The 15,171-nt window shown below is 64.4% G+C and carries 20 protein-coding genes and 1 tRNA gene; 12 read left to right on the top strand and 9 right to left on the bottom strand.

Annotated features, from left to right (window positions below; translation table 11 throughout):
- Positions 1–48: 48 nt before the first annotated feature.
- The 4 genes from ACE3QC_RS06225 to ACE3QC_RS06210 are packed head-to-tail and all read right to left on the bottom strand — an operon-like array spanning position 49 to position 2,832.
- A complete protein-coding gene (locus ACE3QC_RS06225; protein ID WP_374406305.1) occupies positions 49–669 on the bottom strand; it encodes an ATP-binding cassette domain-containing protein in 621 nt (206 codons plus the stop codon).
- Positions 659–1,351, bottom strand: coding sequence for a molybdate ABC transporter permease subunit (gene modB / locus ACE3QC_RS06220; RefSeq protein ID WP_374406303.1), 693 nt, complete (start codon positions 1,349–1,351; stop codon positions 659–661). Before modB ends, ACE3QC_RS06225 begins: the two co-directional genes overlap by 11 nt.
- 1 nt (position 1,352) lies before the next feature.
- The gene (gene modA, locus ACE3QC_RS06215; RefSeq protein WP_374406301.1) at positions 1,353–2,117 is read right to left on the bottom strand and encodes a molybdate ABC transporter substrate-binding protein; all 765 of its coding nucleotides are present in this window, start codon (positions 2,115–2,117) and stop codon (positions 1,353–1,355) included.
- A 31-nt stretch (positions 2,118–2,148) separates the two neighbouring features.
- Entirely contained in the window at positions 2,149–2,832 is a 684-nt protein-coding gene (locus tag ACE3QC_RS06210; RefSeq protein ID WP_374406299.1) for a GcrA family cell cycle regulator, read from the bottom strand.
- A 74-nt stretch (positions 2,833–2,906) separates the two neighbouring features.
- Here ACE3QC_RS06210 and ACE3QC_RS06205 point away from each other — a divergent pair, with 74 nt between their 5' ends.
- Entirely contained in the window at positions 2,907–3,809 is a 903-nt protein-coding gene (locus ACE3QC_RS06205; RefSeq protein WP_374406297.1) for an ABC transporter permease, read from the top strand.
- A 15-nt stretch (positions 3,810–3,824) separates the two neighbouring features.
- Here the strand turns inward: ACE3QC_RS06205 and hspQ are convergent, their stop codons facing one another.
- A complete protein-coding gene (gene hspQ, locus ACE3QC_RS06200; protein WP_374406295.1) occupies positions 3,825–4,205 on the bottom strand; it encodes a heat shock protein HspQ in 381 nt (126 codons plus the stop codon).
- 158 nt (positions 4,206–4,363) lie between these two features.
- On the opposite strand from hspQ, the gene ACE3QC_RS06195 reads away from it, so the two are divergent.
- Positions 4,364–4,453, top strand: a tRNA-Ser gene (locus tag ACE3QC_RS06195).
- A gap of 352 nt (positions 4,454–4,805) precedes the next feature.
- On the opposite strand, the gene ACE3QC_RS06190 is transcribed toward ACE3QC_RS06195, so the two are convergent.
- The 3 genes from ACE3QC_RS06190 to ACE3QC_RS06180 are packed head-to-tail and all read right to left on the bottom strand — an operon-like array spanning position 4,806 to position 7,125.
- Positions 4,806–6,425: a recombinase family protein gene (locus ACE3QC_RS06190; protein WP_374406293.1), complete on the bottom strand. Its 1,620-nt coding sequence runs from the start codon at positions 6,423–6,425 to the stop codon at positions 4,806–4,808.
- Positions 6,422–6,814 carry a DUF2924 domain-containing protein gene (locus ACE3QC_RS06185; protein WP_374406292.1) on the bottom strand — a complete coding sequence of 131 codons (393 nt, stop codon included), beginning with the start codon at positions 6,812–6,814 and terminating at the stop codon, positions 6,422–6,424. Before ACE3QC_RS06185 ends, ACE3QC_RS06190 begins: the two co-directional genes overlap by 4 nt.
- Positions 6,814–7,125, bottom strand: coding sequence for a DUF3489 domain-containing protein (locus ACE3QC_RS06180; RefSeq protein WP_374406291.1), 312 nt, complete (start codon positions 7,123–7,125; stop codon positions 6,814–6,816). Before ACE3QC_RS06180 ends, ACE3QC_RS06185 begins: the two co-directional genes overlap by 1 nt.
- A 727-nt stretch (positions 7,126–7,852) precedes the next feature.
- Between ACE3QC_RS06180 and ACE3QC_RS06175 the strand changes: the two genes are divergently transcribed.
- A complete protein-coding gene (locus ACE3QC_RS06175) occupies positions 7,853–8,332 on the top strand; it encodes a Mov34/MPN/PAD-1 family protein (protein ID WP_374406290.1) in 480 nt (159 codons plus the stop codon).
- 124 nt (positions 8,333–8,456) lie between these two features.
- Here ACE3QC_RS06175 and ACE3QC_RS06170 read toward each other — a convergent pair.
- Positions 8,457–9,588, bottom strand: a protein-coding gene (locus ACE3QC_RS06170; RefSeq protein ID WP_374406288.1) for an IS3 family transposase whose coding sequence is annotated in 2 segments (ribosomal slippage) — positions 8,457–9,333 and positions 9,332–9,588 — 1,134 coding nt in all. Because the reading frame shifts where the segments join, the coding sequence is not laid out codon by codon here.
- A 542-nt stretch (positions 9,589–10,130) separates the two neighbouring features.
- On the opposite strand from ACE3QC_RS06170, the gene ACE3QC_RS06165 reads away from it, so the two are divergent.
- The 9 genes from ACE3QC_RS06165 (at position 10,131) to ACE3QC_RS06125 (ending at position 15,136) form a co-directional block, all read left to right on the top strand.
- Positions 10,131–10,502 carry a YidH family protein gene (locus ACE3QC_RS06165; RefSeq protein WP_374406287.1) on the top strand — a complete coding sequence of 124 codons (372 nt, stop codon included), beginning with the start codon at positions 10,131–10,133 and terminating at the stop codon, positions 10,500–10,502.
- Positions 10,503–10,750: 248 nt separating this feature from the next.
- Positions 10,751–10,951, top strand: coding sequence for a hypothetical protein (locus ACE3QC_RS06160; RefSeq protein WP_374406285.1), 201 nt, complete (start codon positions 10,751–10,753; stop codon positions 10,949–10,951).
- A 13-nt stretch (positions 10,952–10,964) separates the two neighbouring features.
- Positions 10,965–11,525, top strand: coding sequence for a DUF421 domain-containing protein (locus ACE3QC_RS06155; protein WP_374406284.1), 561 nt, complete (start codon positions 10,965–10,967; stop codon positions 11,523–11,525).
- An 88-nt stretch (positions 11,526–11,613) separates the two neighbouring features.
- A complete protein-coding gene (gene gntA, locus ACE3QC_RS06150) occupies positions 11,614–12,300 on the top strand; it encodes a guanitoxin biosynthesis heme-dependent pre-guanitoxin N-hydroxylase GntA (RefSeq protein ID WP_374406669.1) in 687 nt (228 codons plus the stop codon).
- Positions 12,275–12,856, top strand: a complete 582-nt coding sequence (locus ACE3QC_RS06145) for a DUF1989 domain-containing protein (protein ID WP_374406282.1) — start codon at positions 12,275–12,277, stop codon at positions 12,854–12,856. Before gntA ends, ACE3QC_RS06145 begins: the two co-directional genes overlap by 26 nt.
- 69 nt (positions 12,857–12,925) lie before the next feature.
- Positions 12,926–13,678 carry a Crp/Fnr family transcriptional regulator gene (locus tag ACE3QC_RS06140; protein WP_374406281.1) on the top strand — a complete coding sequence of 251 codons (753 nt, stop codon included), beginning with the start codon at positions 12,926–12,928 and terminating at the stop codon, positions 13,676–13,678.
- 48 nt (positions 13,679–13,726) lie between these two features.
- Positions 13,727–14,026, top strand: coding sequence for an SOS response-associated peptidase family protein (locus ACE3QC_RS06135; protein ID WP_374406667.1), 300 nt, complete (start codon positions 13,727–13,729; stop codon positions 14,024–14,026).
- Positions 14,027–14,256: 230 nt separating this feature from the next.
- Positions 14,257–14,751, top strand: coding sequence for a helix-turn-helix transcriptional regulator (locus ACE3QC_RS06130; protein WP_374406279.1), 495 nt, complete (start codon positions 14,257–14,259; stop codon positions 14,749–14,751).
- Positions 14,752–14,800: 49 nt separating this feature from the next.
- A complete protein-coding gene (locus tag ACE3QC_RS06125) occupies positions 14,801–15,136 on the top strand; it encodes a hypothetical protein (protein WP_374406277.1) in 336 nt (111 codons plus the stop codon).
- Positions 15,137–15,171 lie beyond the last annotated feature (35 nt).

The following is a 15,171-nucleotide window of genomic DNA, read 5'->3' as shown; positions in this document are numbered from 1 at the left end:
CTCGGGAATGGCCCGGCTTAACCTCTGCCGCCGGCACTGGCCAGCCGGTCAGGCGAGGGCGGCCACGTGTCCGGCCAGCCGCTCGACCTCGCGCGGATCGTGGCTGACGAGCACCGTGGGGACCGCGATCCGATCCACCACCCGCTCGATCATGCCGAGGATGCGTTCGGCGCGCGCGGCATCGAGCGAGGCGAGCGGTTCGTCGAGCAGCAGGAACGCCGGGCGGGCGAGCAGGGCGCGCCCGATCGCGACCCGGCGTGCCTCGCCGCCCGAGAGCGTCTTGGGCCGCCGCCCGAGCAGCGGACCGAGATCGAGCAACGCGGCGACCTCTGCCAGCTCGGGCCAGTCGCCCTCCGCCGCGGCCGGCGCGCCATAAGAGAGATTGCGCTGCACGGTCAGGTGCGGGAACAGCCGCATGTCTTGGAACACGTAACCCGCGCCGCGCGCCTCTATCGGCAGGTCGATCCCGGATGCCCCATCGAACAGCGTACGTCCGCCGATCGCGATATGCCCCTCGCGCGGCCGGTGGACCCCGGCGAGGCAGTTGAGCAGCGAGGTCTTGCCGACGCCCGAGGGCCCGGTGATCGCCAGTACGCGCGCATCGGTGGCGATCGCCACGCTGCGCTCGCGCGCGCCGGCGCGGTAGGTCAGCGCGAGGTCAAACGACATGCGCGTCCTTCCCCGCAGCGCGCCGGACGAGCCACTCGCTCGTCACCAGCGCGGCGAGCGAGAGCAGCACCGAGATCAGCGCCAGCCGCGTGACTGCCGCCTCGCCGCCGGGCGTTTGGAGCAGCGTGTAGATCGCCAGCGGCAGGGTGCGCGTCTCGCCCGGAATGTTGGCGGCGAATGTGATCGTGGCGCCGAACTCGCCGATCGAGCGCGCGAAGCCCAGCACCAGCCCCGCGAGCACGCCGGGGAGGCTGAGCGGGAGGGTGATCGTGCGAAACGCGCGCCACCTGCTCGCGCCCAGCGTGCGTGCGGCGCCGACCAGCCGCCGGTCGACCGCCTCGATCGACAGCCGCATCGCGCGCACCATCAGCGGCAGTGCCATCACCCCCGCGGCGAGCGCCGCGCCGGTCCAGCGGAAGACCAGACCGATACCGAACGCCTGTTCGAGGAACGCGCCGACCGGTCCATTGCGGCCGAACGCCAGCAGCAGCAGCCACCCCGTCACCACCGGCGGTATCACCAGTGGCAGGTGGACCAGCGCGTCGAGCAGCAGCTTGCCCGGAAAGCTGCGCCGCGCGAGCAGCCAGGCGAGCGCATAGGCGACCGGCAGTGTCGCCGCCATCGCTACGACGCTGACCTGGAGCGACAGCCCGACGACCTCCCATTCGGCCGGGGACAGCATGTCAGCCGCCCGGCGGCAGGGCGGTGAACCCATGACGCGCGAAGATCCGCGCCGCTTCGGGGGAAGAGAGATATTCAACGAAGCCCGCCGCGTCCGCGCTCGTCGACGAGGTCAGCACGGCCGCGGGATAGCGGATCGGCGGGTGCGATCCTTCGGGCAGGCGCGCCGCGACCGTCACCCTGTCGCTCGCGGCGGCGTCGCTGGCGTAGACGATCGCCGCATCGACCTCGCCGCGCTCGGCCAACGCCAGCGCCGCGCGCACGTTCTCCGCCGGGACGACCCTGGGCGCGATCTCGCTCCACAGGTCGAGCGACACCAGCGCCGCCTTGCCGTAGCGCCCGGCGGGCACCGTCTCGGGCTCGCCCATCGCGATGCGTTCGCCCGCCAGAGCTTCACCGAGTGAAAGATCGGTGCGGGCCTCCTCGCCCGCCGGGCGCACGATCACCATCGCGTTCGAGATGACATTGCGCCGCGTGCCCGGGGCGAGCAGCCCCGCGCCGTCCAGCGTATCCATCCAGTCCTCGTCGGCGAGGAAGGCGACGTCGGCCGGCGCCCCGGCCTGGATCTGCCGCGCGTGAGCCTGTGATCCCGCATAGGAAATCACCGGGCGGGCATGACCTTCGCTCGCCCAACCGTCGGCCACTTCGTCCAGAGCGCCCTGCAGGCTCGCCGCGGCGAGCACGACCGGCGCGTCGTCGCTCGCGGCCGAACAGCTCGCGATCAGGAACGCGGCCAGCCCGGCGAGGAACGACCTCGTGCGGGTCACGCGCGCCGCATCCATCGAGGCGGGGGCCGGTTCAGCGGACCCGCGGGCCGCCGAACGGCAGCGGCGGAGGGGGGCGGCGCGCCCCGCGCGGCAACTGCGCCTGATAGGCGCGCCCGCAGTGCTCGACGCAATACGGGAAGCCGGGGTTCACCTGCTCGCCGCAGAAGTGGAAATCGGGCTCGCCCGGATGGCCCATCGGCCAGCGGCAGACCTTGTCGGAGAGGTCGAGCAGGCTGGTCTTCTCGGCGATCTCGGGGCTCGGCTTGGCGGGTACGAGCCGGCGCGGGGGCGCGGGCGGGATCGGCGCCTGCTGGTCGCCGGGACCTTGCCGCAGGAAGCCGCCGGGGCCGACCGAGACGATTTTGGGCAGGTCGGACGCGGGATTGGGCAAAGGCTGCGACGACGATCCGGGGGCAGCGCTGGAAGGCCGCGCGGGCGCCGGGGCCGCGGCGGGCTCGGGCGCCGCCTTCGGCGCGGGGCGCGGGGCGGGCTTCTTCAGCGCGGGCTTGGGAGCCGGCGCGGCAGGTTTTTTCTCGGCCTTCTTGGGCTCGTTCGCCTTGACCGGGGACGGGCGCGACTTCAGCCCGAGGCGGTGCGCCTTACCGATCACCGCGTTGCGGCTCACGCCGCCCAGTTCGTCGGCGATCTGGCTGGCTGTCGAGCCGCCTTCCCACATCTTCTTCAGCGTGGCGATCCGTTCGTCGGTCCAGCTCATTCAGTTTCCATTCGCAACATTTTCTATCCGGGCGCGGGTTGCCAGCGCAGGCGGCGAGCACTAGTCGCGCCACCATGGCCGATCAAGCCCGCATACCCGCCGGTTCGCCCGCCGATACGGACGCATCCCTGGTGGAGGAAAGCACCGGCCCGAACGGCCGGTTTCCGCCCCGCGGCGTGCCCGTGTTCGACGGGATCAACCGCATCGGACTGTGGAGCCTCTATATGAAGGAGGTTCGCCGATTTCTCAAGGTCCAGACGCAGACCGTCTGGGCCCCGGCGGTGACCACGCTGCTGTTTCTCGTCATCTTCACCGTCGCGCTCGGCCGCTCGGGGCGCGAAGTGCTGGGCGTGCCCTTCGCCACGTTCGTCGCGCCCGGCCTGATCGTGATGGGCATGATGCAGAACGCATTCGCCAACGCCAGCTTCACGCTGCTCGGCGGCAAGATCCAGGGCACGATCATCGATGTGCTGATGCCACCCTTGAGCGAGGGCGAGCTGATGGCCGGTATCGTTGGCGCGGCGGTGACGCGCGCGGTGATGGTCGGCGGCGCGGTGGCGCTGGCGATGGCGTTCTACCCCGGCGTCCATCTGGGCATGGCGCATGTCTGGGCGGTGGTGTGGTTCGGGCTGATGGGGGCGACGATGCTCTCGCTGATGGGCCTGCTGACTTCGATCTGGGCGGAAAAATTCGACCACAACGCGGCGATCACGAACTTCGTCGTCGCGCCGCTCGCGCTGCTCTCGGGCACGTTCTACGTGATCCACAACCTCGCCCCGCTGTTTCAGGCGATCAGCCGCGCGAACCCGTTCTTCTACGTGATCTCGGGCTTCCGCTACGGGTTCTTGGGCGAAAGCGACATCGGCAATACCGACGCGGCGGTGCTGTCGAGCGCGCTCGGGCTCGGCCTGTTCAACCTGGTGCTGGCCTACGCCTGCTACCGGGTGCTGAAATCGGGCTGGAAGCTGAAGGACTGAAACCGCGGCGGCGGCTTAGTGCGTCAGCGAACGGCGCATCTTGTAGCGGCCGTTGCGGAAATCCTCGAACAGTTCGGCCACGTTCGGATGCTCGACCGGGCCACCGTCTGCATCGGGCAGGAGGTTCTGCTGGCTGACGTAGGCGACGTAGGACGAATCCTCGTTCTCGGCGAGCAGGTGATAGAACGGCTGGTCGCGGCGCGGGCGGATATCCTCTGGGATCGCCTCGTACCATTCCTCGCTGTTCGAGAAGACGGGATCGACATCGAACACCACGCCGCGGAAATCGAACATGCGGTGGCGCACCACATCGCCGATCCCGAAGCGGGCATGGGCGTGGCGGGGCATCTCGATCAAGCGACCCGCCTGGGCGGAAAAGACCTGCGATCTCTGCATTACGTAGCATGATATAGGCTTTCGCAGGTGCGAGACAAGCGGCGCGCACGCGCCATCCCCGGCGACATGCAACTAGGGGCTTGGCAAGGCGAGGCCGCTCGGCTAACCGGCGCCCCTCGTTCGACCGGTCCCATCGGGGCCCGATGCACGATCCTCGCGGAGAGGTGGCAGAGAGGTCGAATGCGCCGCACTCGAAATGCGGTGTGCGGGCAACCGTACCGTGGGTTCGAATCCCACCCTCTCCGCCACCTAGTCCACTAATCCTGCTCTCTTCGAAGACTGGCGCCGCAGAGTGGCGCGGAACCGCGCCATTGCGCCCGGTCAAACCGTGCCTCACGCCGCGTTTCGCAGGCCGGCTCGCCGGCAATTCGAGGGGTTTTGCGTCCCCGTCTCTGGCGGCTCGCCGCCACACACGGTTTCACTTTCGGGGTGCAATCACCTGCAACGGGACTTTTCGAGCACCCTCGCGTCCTGGATGTGATGTCCCAGCGCCGAGCAGATCCGCTGAATTCCGCGACTTTTTGCGTGAACCAGCCGTTCGTCCATTCGAAATCGAGCAGTTGGCCAACAGGTGGTCAGCAGGAGCGGATCAGGAGCATATCAGGGCGCTTGCAGGAGGCTTGCAGGGCCGCAGCAGGTCCTGCTCAGGTAAATTCCCAGCAGCCTGCGCTGATCGTCCCAGTCGAGCGGCAGTTTGCGCGATACAAGATCGGCCAGCCTGAGATCGGCTGGCTGGCGGCCCTCGAGAATCGCGTGCTGGATATCGGGAGCAAGAAAGGCGATGCCGACGAGCCTGCGCAGATACGGGTCCTCCATACCACGCGCATTACCGATCGAACCACGGATGTCGGCGAGCTCGATCCCGTGTTCCCCGAGTTCTGTGTGCGCGCGGCGAAGACCGGCGATCAGCGACCTGTCCGGTCGCAGCCGACCCGAGCGTGCGGCGTTCTCGACGCACGATGTCCGCCCGCCGCGCGTGTGTATCCTGACCGGCGTGGTGATTCGCAGGATTCCGTCGACGGGGGTAGCCATCGTATCGGGCGGATCGGCCGTCCAGCTTTCGTGCGCGGGCGGCGCAAGGTCGACGACGACGGCATCCGGATGCAGCTCGATGCGCCGCACGAACGATCTGATATCGGACCAGGCCGCTGCCGGCCGCTTTGACCAGGATCGCAGCCGCTCGACCAGGATATCCTCGATCGCCGGCGCGGACACCCTGCGCAGCACGCGGCCGGCATCCGGATCCGAAGCCGGAACCGGCGAGATGTAGTAGAGATACCGCTTCCCGCCACGTCCGCGGGCATGCGTTGCCGCCATCCGGTTGCCGAGCGCGTCGTATAGAATGCCCGTGAGCGGCGCGGATGCAATGGCGCGCTCACGGGTGCCCCGTCGGTTTCGTTCGAGCAGGTCCTGTGCCGCGTCAAAGGTTGCCCGATCGACGATCGGCTCATGAAGACCCGGATAGCTCGCATCCCTGTGCACGATCTCGCCGAGATAGAGCCGGTTGCGCAGCAGATGGGCAAGGTTGCCGCGGCCGAACGGTACGCCTCCGCGCGTTCCGCCATCGCGGGTGTTGAGGACCTTGGTCCGGATGCCATCTCTCGTCAGCTCGGCGTGCAGCGCGTAGACAGAGCCCAGCTCGAGGTAGCGAGCGAAGATATGGCGCACCGTCCGGGCTTCCACCTCGTTCACTATAAGCCTGCGATCCTTCGGATCGTAGCCGAGCGGCGCAAAGCCTCCCATCCACATGCCCTTCGCCTTCGAGGCGGCAATCTTGTCGCGGATGCGCTCGCCGGTGACCTCGCGCTCAAACTGGGCGAACGAGAGCAGGACGTTGAGCGTCAGCCGGCCCATCGAGGTGGTGGTGTTGAACGCCTGGGTCACCGAGACGAACGAGACCGCGTGGCGATCGAACAGATCGACCATGCGCGCGAAGTCCGACAGGCTGCGGCTGAGGCGGTCGACCTTGTAGACCACCACGATGTCGATCCTCCCGGCTTCGACGTCGGCCAGAAGCTGCTGCAGGGCGGGCCGCTCAATCGTTCCGCCCGACCAGCCGCCGTCATCGTAGCGTGTACGGACGAGGCTCCAGCCCTCGCTCTTCTGCGAGGCGATGTACGCCTCGCAGGCTTCGCGCTGGGCATCGAGGCTGTTGAACTCCTGATCGAGGCCCTCTTCCGAGCTCTTGCGGCAGTAGACCGCTGCGCGCAGCTTCTTCATGCCGCCTCCCGCAGTCCGAAGAAGCGCGGGCCGTTCCACCGCGTGCCGGTGATCGCCCGGGCAATCTCCGACAGGCTCTTCCAGCGCTCGCCGCGGTACAGGAACACGCCATCCGCGATCTCGACCTCGTGGCGCACGCCTTTCCACTCGCGGGTGATCACCGTGCCTTCGGACAACAGGGTTTCCGGTCTGGCCCTGTTCCCGGCAAGCAGGCGGCGCGTGGCCCGATCAAGGCCACCTTCTGCACCGGCCTGGATGCGCCATGCCAGAATTCTGCGGAGCAGGTCGGGCGAGCGAAGCCCGGGAGCGACGCCGTAGCGCCGCTCCCACTCACTTCTCAGTTCCGCCAAGTCGGCAGTTTCCAGTCGCTTCAGCAGGGAGCGCTCCATCACTGCTGCTCCGGTGCGATCCGGTAAATCCGGCCCCTGTCGTCTGCCTCCGAGGTGACAGGGCGGCCCTGCTTTTTCTTCACGGTCCCGGCGAGGAAGCCGCGAACCGAGTGAGCCTGCCAGCCGGTTGCCTTCATCATCTCCTCGATGGTCGCGCCGCGCGGGCGGGAGAGGAGTTTAATGACCGCGCCGGACTTCGTGGCTCGCTTCGATTTCGCGATGGTGGCTTGCGGCCTGAAAGCGCGCTGCTTCGCGCGGTGATCGGCGACCGGCTTGTCTTTGCCCGGGATGGTCTCGTTTTCGCTGTTCATTCGCTGTCTCCGGTGATGCGGCAGGATCGCCGCACCAGCGAGAGCTCCGCGGAAGCGTGTCGCTGCGGAGCCTGCGCCACAGCGTTGGCGGTGGCGTATGTGCACTCACGCTCTGTTTCCGAGCGAAGTCCAGTCGATTCAGCGGATTGCCCGTTGAGAACCGCAATTTCTGTCAGCAGTTCGTTGACGGCACGTCGCATAAAGCGAGCAAAGGCAGCTTTGCGCCTTCAAGTCGGTCATTCCGGCACCTGCCACCAATGGACGAAAGCTGCCATTCGTTCGACGCGACTGGCGACTGGAACACGCGATATGCCTTGAATGAGTGGTTCCGCGATCTGTCAAACGGCCCCGGCGCCATTCTTTGTTGTTGGGTGAGCGGTAACGGCGCGGCAGTGCAAAGCTTTCTAAATCTTCGTGAGGACGATTGCTGTTTGCGTTGCCTTCACCCGAAGATGAGCGAGCCCCCGCGATTTAGGCCCCTGAAGCCAGGTGTGGAGGTCAATCAGGCGCCTGCAACTTGTGGTGACGGCGCCTACATTCCGTATTCGGTTGCCGCTCCCGCGACCGCAGCGGGCCTTGCGTGCGATATGGCGATCGACTGGGCCAATGACAGACCGGGGCCGCGTTTCAGAACGATTCTACTCGACCCCGAACGAGGCATACGTCGCGAGCCGACCTCCCCGACCCGTCATAAGGACTGCCCCTCGTGCAACAGACGTCAGCTTTCGTGATCGACGCGGTACTGATCGATCGGCAGGTTGAGGAGAAGATGGCAAAGTGCACACGGCGCTTTGCTCCTCTGGAAGCTGGTGGGCTCATTCTCGGTACGCGAAAGGATGGCGCGCTTCATGTCGTCGACATCACGATGCCGGGAACGTGGGATCGCCATACCCGCAGCTCGTTTTATCGATCGAAGAAGGGGCATCGCTATCGAGCGCTGCGCCTTTGGCGGCAATCGGGCGGCACGATCGATTGGATAGGCGATTGGCACAGCCACCCTGGTTTCGACACACAGCCGTCCGGCAAGGACCGACGGAACTGGCAGCGCATCGTCAAACTCCGGAAAGCACCAATGCTGTTCCCGATTTGCGACGGCAAGAAAACGTCTTTCCACTTACTAGCGTCACCACTTGCGAAGCCGCAGAGGCTGCATTTGTCCGAAGAGGATGATTGGAGCTGTCTCTACACCTGTGCCTGTTCTGGCTGAATTTTGGCGTTGGAATTCGAGAGTAGAGATTTGCTCCTAAGACGGCTTTCGCAGCCATAAGACCTATTGCGACGCAAAGTGTCTGCTCTTCGTGACGTGACCCCCAGGTTTCCTCCAGCTGGGATTAGAGCCGGGCCGTTGTTTTGCGCATCAGCGCGGCTGAAGCAGGCCATTGCTTATCCAGTTCGGCTGCGAACGCCGCCGGGGTTGCGTAGCCAAGGGCCGAGTGCGGCCTCTCGCGGATGTAGTCCTGCACCCAGGCCGCGATCTCGACGCGGGCATGAGCAAGGCTGAGGAACAGCGTCTCGTTCAGCAGTTCGTCGCGCATCCGGCCGTTAAAGCTCTCGCAGAAGCCGTTCTGCATCGGCCTGCCCGGCGCGATGTAATGCCAGTCCACGCCGATCTCGCCGCACCATGCCAGCACGGCGTTACTGGTGAGTTCGGTGCCGTTGTCGCTGACGATCATCCCAGGCTTGCCGCGCTCGGCGATCAGATCGGCTAACTCGCCCACAACCCTGCGACCGGAGATCGACGTATCTGGCACCGCTCGCAGGCACTCCCTCGTCACATCGTCGACGATGTTGAGGACGCGGAACCGTCTCCCAGACGCCATCTGATCATGGACGAAGTCCAGGCTCCAGCGCTGGTTCGGCAGCGCCGGCACCGGAGCAGGCGCTCTGGTCCCGACAGCACGCCTGCGGCTTCGTCGTCGCCTCACCGCCAGTCCCTCCTCCTGATAGATACGCTGGGTCTTCTTGCGGTTGATCATGATCCCCTCCCTGCGCAGCAATATGTGTAGCCGACGATAACCAAACCGCCGCCGCCGGTTGGCCAGCTCGCGCAGCTTCTCACGCAGATCGGCGTCATCGTCCCGCGTGGAACGGTAACGCACGCTCTTGCGATCGGCATCGATCACACGGCACGCCCGCCGCTCGCTCATCCCGTGGCATGCCTGGAGATGAGCAACCGCTTCACGCCTCGCGGCGGGCGTCAGAACTTTTTGCCAGAAGATCCTTCAGCGCTGCCTGATCAAGCATCGCATCGGCCAGCAGCCACTTGAGCTTGGCGTTCTCGCTCTCGAGTTCCTTCAATCGCCGGGCCTTGGAAATCTCCAGCCCGCCATACTTCGACTTCCAGTTGTAGATCGTCGCTTCGGACACCCCGTGCCGCCGGGCCAGGTCGGCAGTCTTCGCGCCCGCCTCGGCCTCCTTCAGCACGCCAATGATCTGCTCCTCGGTAAACCTCAGTCTCTTCATCCCGTTCGTCCTTCCATCAGGGCCGAACTCTAATCCAGACTGGAGGAAAATCAGGGGGTCACGTCATTCGCGTCTCCCCTTGATAAGCAGAATGTCCGCTCTCGGCCCAAAATGCCGTCAGACCATTTCAAGCGAAGGCGGTTGGCCAGCTACGGATAACTATCGTCACTGTGCGGGCAATAACCCTCTAGCGACATTCCACGTCCCGCCAATTAATGACGAGAAATAATTGTGCTTGAAGCCGGGATTGTCATCGTCCCATCTGTCCCGATAATTCTGTTCGAGCACCTCGCGCCATTTGGACCATGAAAGTCGATATAGCATTCCGCGAATTCCTCCGGTTGGTTGTTGCTATGTTGGGGGGGCCAGAATAGGAGTTCGGATCGTCCGCCGATCCTTGCGGGCGGCCGTCTTGATGTCGACTGGACTGAAACTGCGACGCTCGCTGAGGAGGACCCCAGCGGCAAGCTAACCTTTATCGTGTCGATTGTTGCACGCTTTGTCGCCATTGTTGAGCGTTGAAACCGCAAGGAGGTCTGGTGATGGACGGGCATGACCGGGTCGAATTGGCAGGCCAACGCACGGACCTTGCCGAAGATCGCACCATGCTGGCCAACGAGCGGACCTTCGCCGGCTGGATGCGAACCGGGCTCGCCGCCGTTGGCATCGGTGTCGGATTCAACGCCCTGTTCGAGGAGATGCAGCCGTCCTGGTTGCCGCGCGCCATTGCGTCGTGCTTTGTTCTTGCCGGGATGGTCGTGTTCTTTCTCGCCGAGCGCCATTCATGCATCGTACTGGAACGCCTCGATGCTCATTCAGTGCGGCCTGTGCGGCGCATGAACCTTCGCTTGGTTGTCGGGATGATGAGCCTGGGTTCGTTCGTTTTGCTCGTCAGCCTGTGGTTTCTCGTTTAGGGGCTCGCCAACTGCGCATGCGAAGCCGACGTTCCGTGCTACGCGACGAGGTCGCACGAGTTTCGGCCACAGAATGGGCTCTGCGGAGGCCCATTGCTGTCGCGCATCTCTCGGATCCCTGCGAGCCGATTTGCCAGCGGTATCGCGGGTGCGGTCTGAAAGGCTGCATAGCCGACTAACAAATGTCAAATCGACGCTTAGATCGCCGCGATCTAGAGCCTCTCCTCCGGTTCACGGAAGGAATCTGCATGCCGACCTATACTGTGCGGTTCGTGAAGACGGGCGATCCCGAGGCTATCGAGGAGATCGAGTTCGAGGCTGACAAACCGGATGGTTTGTTCGCAAAACTCGAGCGCGAGCGGGGCGTCGTATCGGCGACGCTGTGGGAGGACGGAGACAAGATTGGCACCTTGCGGCGTAGCACGGCGGGTATCTGGGAAATTACTTGAAAGCGGAATTTGGATGACTGAATCCTCCGATTGGATTATCGCGTGGTCTGACATCGGCGACGCAGCGCTTTCGGCCGCGCTCTTCTACATTCTCATCGTCGCGCTGGTTCGCATGGTCGGCAAGCGCGCGACTGCACAGCTGAACAGCTTTGACTGGATCATCAACATCACGGTCGGCAGCCTGGCGGCATCGGGAATCCTCCTCAACAGCGTTCCGGCACTTCGCGCGATCGCGGCGATCGCGGTGATTGCCGGATTGCAGTTCGCGCTCACGTTTTTCGCCCAGCGTTTTGCGTGGTTCTCTAACATCGTGAAGGTGCAGCCCACCCTGCTGGTGTATCATGGGGAGTACCTCGACGAGGCCCTGCGCGAGACGCGGATTTCGAAAGCCGAAGTGTGCGGTGCCATCCGGCAGCATGGCCTCGCGCGGATCGAGGATGCGACTTGGGTCGTGCTCGAAACCGACGGCAAAATGACAGTGATCTCCGATGAAAAGGCGGATTTCGCCGGTGCTACGGCGCTGGCGAACGTCGAATTGCCGGAAGGCAGGTGCCAAGGCAGCGAGACTGGCTGATCTTTGTTATATGGTGGGAAACGACTGTCTGGCCGGGCGTAGAAGCGCCATGCAATCGTACCGCGACCCGGCCTCTCTCCTCATGCCCATGGACGTGAATGCTCTTGAGCAGGCCTTGCGCGAGCACATCGCCGATCCGGACTTTCCGTGCGTCGGCGCAAAATCGGCTCTGGCCCGGGGATCGCTTCGCATCGTGCCCGCGTGGTCCATGACAAGTGCGTGGGACGATGTCCGCCTCCATCACGAACTGCTCAAATGGAGCCGGAGCTATGACAGGGATCCTGCTGGTCTGCGCAGCCTCGCGGTCGTGTTCTCCGGTCCGGACGATCTCGACGAAGCCGCCTTCGAAAGGGCGATGTGGGAACGGTTGCAGTCGCTCGCCGACAAGGATGTATGGCTCGGCCAATCGTATGACGCGCGCGTCAGCCCAGAGGTCGACGATCCGCACTTCGGGCTGAGTTTCGGCAAGCAGGCTTATTTCGTCGTGGGCCTGCACCCGCACGCATCGCGACCGGCGCGCCGGATGCGCTTTCCGACGCTGGTGTTCAATCTCCACGACCAGTTCGAGCGTCTGCGCAAAGAGAACCGCTACGAGCGGATGCGCGAGCGCATCCTGGCGCGGGACGAAGAGCTGGCGGGTTCGACAAACCCGATGCTCGCGCGCTACGGCGAAAGCAGCGAGGCTCGACAATACAGCGGTCGGGCGGTCGACGGAAACTGGCAGTGTCCATTCAGGGATAAACGTATCGATGATCACGAGAATCCCGCCGCGTAGCGGCGTCGCCTTCGAACTGGCCGAAGGCGCGGAACTGTTGGTCATCGATCCGGTGGGGGGACAGGTAAGTGACCTGCTTGCCTTTGCGCGTGACGATGTTCGCGAGGTCCTGTCGAACGGACGCACGTTCGACTACGAGGAAACCACGCGGTTGACGACGGGCAACATGCTCTGGTCGAACCGGTCACAAAAGATGCTGGAAATCGTCGAGGATACGATAGGCCAGCACGATTTCCTGCTCACGCCGTGTTCGCAGGCCACGTTCCGTCATTTTTATCCCGACAAGCCCGAGCATCGGGGGTGCTTTGGCAATCTCGCCGCGGCGCTGGCGCCCTATGGCATCGAAGAGGACGCGATCCCCACCGCGTTCAATGTCTTCATGAATGTGCCAGTCGACCAGAAGACGGGAAAGCTCTCCGTCGAACCGCCACAGACGAAGGCAGGCGATTCTATCAGGTTTCGCGCGCTCAGACCCTTGATTATCGGTTTGACCGCGTGCTCGGCCTACGCTTCCAACGGCGGCACCTTCAAGCCGATCGACTATCGGGTCGTCTAGAGCGCCGACCATCTCGCTTTTGACCTCGTTCGCGAGGCGCGATAGCGAAGCGAGCGAAGGGGACACGATATGGTGATGGAGCGCTTCCTCAAGGGTCGTTTGCGTCACGATCTGAGCGCGGCGGAAAAGCGCGCGCTCGAAGGTGTGGTAGCCGACACGATGGTCCTCGCACCTCGCGAAACATTGGTCTCGCGTGGCGACCGGCTCGACAACAGCTATTATCTGATCGAGGGCGTGATGCTCCGGCATCTCGAGGACCAGCGCGGCGACCGGCAACTGGTCGAGGTCAATATTGCTGGCGATTTCGTCGACCTCCATGGTTATGCCATGAAGCGTCTCGACCACAGCGTGCAGTCGCTCACGAGGACCGTACTGGCTAAGGTACCGCATGCGGCGCTCTCGCAGGTCATCGCGGTTCATCCTCATCTCGGCAGGGCTATGTGGTTTTCGACTCTGCTCGATGCAGCGATGCACCGCGAATGGATATTTCGGCTCGGTCGCCTCAATGCAGAAGGGCGGATCGCGCATCTGCTCGTCGAACTTATCGAGCGCCTGCGATTGGTGGGCCTCTACGATGCTGACCGGGATTTCCCGGTTCCCCTGTTGCAGCGCGATTATGCGGAAGCGTGTGGCATTTCCGCCGTCCACGCCAACCGGAGCTTTCGCACGCTGAAGGAGCGCGGGATGGTGGTCATGGAGGGCGAGGGCCGGCTCCGCATCCTCGACGAGGTTGGCCTGCGAAAGCTGTGCGATTTCGACGGGGCCTATCTCTATGGTGAAGGCAGCCTCGCGCTGGACGGATTAACCGACGCTCCCTGTTAGTCTGCCAGCGTGGCTATGAGACTTCGGGCGTGACCATGCTCCTGTGATATCTGCCCGCGAGCAGACCCGGAAACCGGAAAGAAGCGCCCCTACTGGTTCAGCCTGCGCGCGCAGCCGATCTTTGCCTTTGCCGGCATCTGGCGCCCGGCCGGGCCCGCGCCGTTCTTCTCGTTCCTGACCACCGGCTACGAAGGCGATCCCGCGGCGCATGTCGTCGGCGCGATCCACCCGAAGGCGATCCCGGTCATCCTGCACGAGGAGGATTACGATCGCTGGCTACAGGCCGATCTCGATGAGGCGCTTACGCTGCCGGCTGCGTTTCCGTCGCAGCTGATCGAAATGAGTTAGGCGATGGCGGCGATAGCGACCAATGTGATACGCGCCCTGCGGGCATCGGTGCTCTACACGATGCTCGCAGTATTCTGGCTGCTGCTGATAGGCTGGCCTCTGTACAACCTGTTCAGATAGGCAGATCCGCGTCGACGGCGTGCCTGGGATGCCCCTAGCACCCGACATTGCCACCCGCCGTTAACTTTGAATCTTATCGCCGCGAAACGTTAGGCCTATAGGCTCGATGGATGCCTGACGACCCGATGGATTCTCTCACCGAGAAGCAAAAACAGGCCCTTGAGTTGGTGCTTCGGCGCATGTCGTCGAAGGAGATCGGGCGCGAAATGGGCATTTCCCCCAAGACGGTGGACCGGCACCTCGACGTGGCCCGATCCAAGCTTGGCGCGTCGACCCGCAACGAAGCCGCGCGCCTATACGGCATGGCCCGGTATGGGGAATCGTTCCCAGCGGAGACGCTCCCCATAACTCCGGATGCCAGTTCCGTAGAACACCCTAAGGGCGCTTCGACGGAAGAGGCCGAAGCCGCCCCCGGGTCGCAACCAGGGGGCGGCGGTCGACCCACAGAGAACTCCTTCCGTTGGAGCGCCTTGTGGCTGGATCCGAAGCGATTGGGCCCGACAGACAGGATAGTCCTCATGCTGCAGGGTACGGCGCTGGTCGGCCTCGCGGGCCTGAGTGCTCTTGGAATTGCGGCCGGTCTGCAATTCCTGTTGGGGTCATAGCCGACCGGTCCCGCCACGAGCAGGTTCCATGCTCCACGGGGGAATGACAGTGAATATCGACCCAACGTCCGCGATACGCTTGAGCTCGGCCATCAACGAGGTCGAGGAAACGATCGACCAGGCCGCCCTGCGCACCACCGATCTCATCAACGAAATCATCAACACGCGTGTCACCTATCGCTCGCACGAAGCCGCCGTCTACGCGCAGCCGGCGTTGAAGAGGGCTCAGCAAGCGCTGGCCCAGCTGAGCGCGGCGCAGGACGAAATCGCCCACAGCCACGCTGCGCTGCGCAACGCGCATCGCGTCGTCGCGGGGCCGGAGCATCCGACCTGCCCTGACGCTCCGCAAAAGGTGTTTACCGGGGCCGAGCTCCAGAACGCCTAACAAAATTGACTAGCCCGACCGCTCGGGCAATGCCC

It is taken from the genome of Pelagerythrobacter sp., assembly GCF_041912895.1.
Classification (GTDB): Bacteria; Pseudomonadota; Alphaproteobacteria; order Sphingomonadales; family Sphingomonadaceae; genus Pelagerythrobacter.
Note: the sequence above shows the minus strand (reverse complement) of the source record. Positions and strands in the feature narration are given on the sequence as shown.

Coding starts and splice junctions, on each gene's coding strand:
- ACE3QC_RS06210 (WP_374406299.1), bottom strand. CDS start 2,832: ATGAGCTGGACCGACGAACGGATCGCCACGCTGAAGAAGATGTGGGAA.
- ACE3QC_RS06180 (WP_374406291.1), bottom strand. CDS start 7,125: ATGAACAGCGAAAACGAGACCATCCCGGGCAAAGACAAGCCGGTCGCC.
- modB (WP_374406303.1), bottom strand. CDS start 1,351: ATGCTGTCCCCGGCCGAATGGGAGGTCGTCGGGCTGTCGCTCCAGGTC.
- ACE3QC_RS06205 (WP_374406297.1), top strand. CDS start 2,907: ATGGCCGATCAAGCCCGCATACCCGCCGGTTCGCCCGCCGATACGGAC.
- ACE3QC_RS06145 (WP_374406282.1), top strand. CDS start 12,275: ATGATCACGAGAATCCCGCCGCGTAGCGGCGTCGCCTTCGAACTGGCC.
- ACE3QC_RS06130 (WP_374406279.1), top strand. CDS start 14,257: ATGCCTGACGACCCGATGGATTCTCTCACCGAGAAGCAAAAACAGGCC.
- ACE3QC_RS06185 (WP_374406292.1), bottom strand. CDS start 6,814: ATGGAGCGCTCCCTGCTGAAGCGACTGGAAACTGCCGACTTGGCGGAA.
- ACE3QC_RS06140 (WP_374406281.1), top strand. CDS start 12,926: ATGGTGATGGAGCGCTTCCTCAAGGGTCGTTTGCGTCACGATCTGAGC.
- hspQ (WP_374406295.1), bottom strand. CDS start 4,205: ATGCAGAGATCGCAGGTCTTTTCCGCCCAGGCGGGTCGCTTGATCGAG.
- ACE3QC_RS06165 (WP_374406287.1), top strand. CDS start 10,131: ATGGACGGGCATGACCGGGTCGAATTGGCAGGCCAACGCACGGACCTT.
- ACE3QC_RS06190 (WP_374406293.1), bottom strand. CDS start 6,425: ATGAAGAAGCTGCGCGCAGCGGTCTACTGCCGCAAGAGCTCGGAAGAG.
- ACE3QC_RS06160 (WP_374406285.1), top strand. CDS start 10,751: ATGCCGACCTATACTGTGCGGTTCGTGAAGACGGGCGATCCCGAGGCT.
- ACE3QC_RS06225 (WP_374406305.1), bottom strand. CDS start 669: ATGTCGTTTGACCTCGCGCTGACCTACCGCGCCGGCGCGCGCGAGCGC.
- ACE3QC_RS06155 (WP_374406284.1), top strand. CDS start 10,965: ATGACTGAATCCTCCGATTGGATTATCGCGTGGTCTGACATCGGCGAC.
- gntA (WP_374406669.1), top strand. CDS start 11,614: ATGGACGTGAATGCTCTTGAGCAGGCCTTGCGCGAGCACATCGCCGAT.